This window comes from uncultured Lamprocystis sp., assembly GCF_903933125.1.
Classification (GTDB): Bacteria; Pseudomonadota; Gammaproteobacteria; order Chromatiales; family Chromatiaceae; genus Thiodictyon.
Genome location: NZ_CAIZIZ010000467.1, coordinates 1 through 3,145, shown reverse-complemented (window position 1 = coordinate 3,145; position 3,145 = coordinate 1). Strand labels below are relative to the sequence as shown.

Annotated in this window: 3 protein-coding genes and 1 pseudogene; all 4 read left to right on the top strand. The window is 64.7% G+C overall.

The genetic code is table 11. The features are described from left to right. A pseudogene (locus QZY03_RS25100) lies at positions 1-319 on the top strand (ATP-dependent helicase); the annotation flags it as partial. 764 nt (positions 320-1,083) lie between these two features. After that, positions 1,084-1,725, top strand: a complete 642-nt coding sequence (parA, locus tag QZY03_RS25095; RefSeq protein ID WP_295585682.1) for a ParA family partition ATPase — start codon at positions 1,084-1,086, stop codon at positions 1,723-1,725. Then, positions 1,718-1,969, top strand: a complete 252-nt coding sequence (locus tag QZY03_RS25090; RefSeq protein ID WP_295585681.1) for a hypothetical protein — start codon at positions 1,718-1,720, stop codon at positions 1,967-1,969. Before parA ends, QZY03_RS25090 begins: the two co-directional genes overlap by 8 nt. Before the next feature lie 696 nt (positions 1,970-2,665). Next, positions 2,666-3,007, top strand: coding sequence for a hypothetical protein (locus QZY03_RS25085; RefSeq protein WP_295585680.1), 342 nt, complete (start codon positions 2,666-2,668; stop codon positions 3,005-3,007). Positions 3,008-3,145: the final 138 nt, after the last annotated feature.

Genomic DNA, 3,145 nt, shown 5'->3' with positions numbered 1-3,145 from the left:
GGCACTTGGGGAGGCGCTCACCCGCCGGCTGTCCGGCGCCGACCCTGTTGCACCCTTGCCGGAGGCGTCGCTTGAGGCCGCGCCGGTGCTCAACCGGTATCTGGGGGACATGGGTCTTGAGGAGCGCTACCAAGCGCCGGCACAGCCACCCGCGGCCCCGGTGTCCCCCGGCGACTGGCATATCAATGACCGGGTGCGCCATCCGTTTTTCGGCGACGGCCTGGTGGTCGGCCTGCGCGAGCAGGACATCCTGGACATCAATTTCGGCGGCACCCAGCGGTCCATCAAGGCGGGCGTCGTGGCCATGGAGCGGGTGTGACTGCGCGCGAACCGTGCGGGCGCGTCGATCCCGCCCTCGGTCATCTGCCGGGCGCGGTCGCCCACGCGCGCTTCCACGGCGACGCTTGGCTGTCCACGGCGGACCGGTGCATCACGATCGCGCTGGAGGCCGCCGCGCCGAATACCCGGATCGCCTGGATCTGCGACTCCGGGCACTCACTGCGAGTCGGCGCGGCCCAGGACCTGGCGGCTGCCGGCGTCTCGACGGTCGGGGATTCTCCAGGCCGGGGGCTGGAAGGATACGCGGATGATCCGGCGGTCTCTGCGCAAGCTACGGGCGGGCGAGGGCGGAATGGCGCAGTTCTTTGGCGCCGGGTCGTCAGCGTGACGGATGCAGGGTTCTTTCCTTGGTTTCTTCCAAGATTCCTCGGAGACAACGAAATAAAGAAGCAAGGAAGCAGGGAAGTTGGGAAGTTGGGAAGGGAGGATTTGAAGTGCGCGGGGACCAGGCGGATGTTGAACCGTCTCCTCCGTGTCGCCGGGTGGGAGCGGTTCGCCGTCTTAGACGAACGGGGAAGCGATGAAGTAACGAAACGATGAAGGGAAGCAAACTGGAAACCCCCGGGCGTGCTGAACGCGACGGGTGCCGCCCTTGATAAAGCCGCGACATGGAAGGTTGCCAGCAGGCGGCTTCAATGGAACGAACGTAGAAAAGAAGCGAGGAAGCGAAGAAGGAAAGAAGCTCAGAAGTCAGGAAGCAGGGAAGTCATGTAACAATGTTGGATCAACCAGGGAGTGAAACCTGTGCCAAACGTCGTCGCCATCCTCAATCCCAAAGGTGGGTGCGGGAAAACCACCCTGGCCGCCCATCTGGCCCGGGCACTGCACCTCAAGGGGCAGACGGTCCTGCTCGCCGATGCCGACGCGCAAGGCAGTGCCCGTGACTGGCACACTGCGGGCGACGGGAAAGCCGGCTTTCCCGTGATCGGCCTGGACCGGCCGACGCTCGATCGGGATCTGATCTCCTTGGGCGCACCCTATCAGTGGGTCTTCATCGACGGCGCCGCCAAGCTGGAGAAAATGAGCGCGGCGGCCGTCAAGGCGGCAGACCTGGTGCTCATCCCGATCCAGCCCTCGCCTTTGGATATCTGGGCGTGCGATCCGCTGGTTGAGATGATCCAGGCGCGACAGAAAGTCACAGACGGCACCCCCGCGGCGGCTTTCGTGATCACCCGGTCCAAGAAGGGCACCCTCCTGGCGCGGGAAGTCGCCGACGCGATCAAGATCTACGGGTTCCCGATCCTGCAAGGAGCCATCTACGATCGCACGATCTTCGCGCGGTCCATGGCCGACGGGTCGACGGCCATGGACGACGAGCCCGCGGGACCGGCCGCGTGGGAGATCCACCACCTGCTCAAGCAAATCCAAGAGGCGTTCGATGTCTGAACCGCGTTTGAAGGTCAAGCCTCGTCCAGGGCAATCCGCAGGGGGCAGCGGGACACCGGCGGATCTGGCGCCGTTGACCGCGCTGGCCGCGGAGGAGCCAACCGCGCGGCTCAACGTGCAGATCCCGGCGAAGATGCGCCAGCAACTGAAGATTCGGGCGGCACAGGAGGGGCGTACCGTTCAAGGCTTGGTGAAGCAACTCATCCAAGCGTATCTGGCCTCAACCCACAAAACGCTCGGGTAAAGTCCGGAACCTTGCGGCCCCCATTCTATCGGCGAGTGCCCGGAGGGGGGGATGTCCCAGGATTCGCGAGAATGTCCAGCGTCGGATGTTCCTGATCCTGGCCGCGACCCTGGCGGTACAAACTCCCCGTTCGACGCCTACCTGGGCGACGTCGTCGAAGCGCTGTCGTCCGGGGCCCCCACTGGACTGGAGACCTTTCTCGCCGCCGACTGAGACGGCGGCGAGCCCTTTCGTCTTTGAAGCGGATTTGCGCACCAGCATCACTCAAGCCGACCATGGCATCGATGGAGCGAGTGTGAACGCACATAGCCGGCCCCACTCCGACCCGGACCTGGGTCAACTCCCGAGCGTACTCGCGTACGCACTTGTCCAAGGGTCCGAGGGGCTGTCGAACGCCAACCCTGTGATCGCCTTGGCGCTTGATGCCGCGAGCGGGAACACCCGCGGCGCATGGGCCTGCGATTCGCAGGTCTTTCGGACCTGGGTCCGGGGCCAGGCGGCGACGTGGTCCCCGGAGGAGGGCGAACGCTTCCGTCTCACAATTCTGCCAGCACTCGTGTTGCTCTTCGTCAACGCATGGCTCCGGGCTACGACGGCGAGCCACCCCGCGGGCGATCGCCTCGGTCAGGCGTTACCTGAGGACCCCGGATACCCTGCGCCGACTCTAGAATATGCCCGAGCGCCCGAGCCCGCCAAGTGGACACCTTCCGCAAGAGCCGCGTACATTTCACCATCAACCCGGCCCGGGCCCACGTCCGCGGGGACGAGGCGACCGATCACTGGGCAGCGGTGAGTTCCGGCATGTACCCGTTCATGCGCTCCTATGGATTCGAGGACTTAGACGGGCTTACCGTCTGTCACAGCATTCCCGAGGAAGCTATCTCGCGCAGTACGGAGGAGCTTGGGGCGCGGGTGCTGCATGTCCTCGGGCTGGAGCGACTATTGATGCTTAAGGATGCAATCCGGGCTCATTCCGCCAGTGCTTTTTCAGGTCCCCTCCGCCACCGGAATACGCTTGTCGCTGGCCGCGTCGACTAAACCTCGCCTAGGCCGGGATGCGTAATTTCTCTTCCTCTGGATCGAGCGTCGTTTTCGTCCAGAGCCGGTCGGCAACGGCAAACGGATCGACGTTGATCGTGTGCGCAAAGTCGCTCACCCGGGCGACCAACTCCGCCG

Bases quoted from the DNA above. Each gene is read 5' to 3' on its own strand.
- QZY03_RS25090 (WP_295585681.1), top strand. From the start codon at position 1,718: ATGTCTGAACCGCGTTTGAAGGTCAAGCCTCGTCCAGGGCAATCCGCA.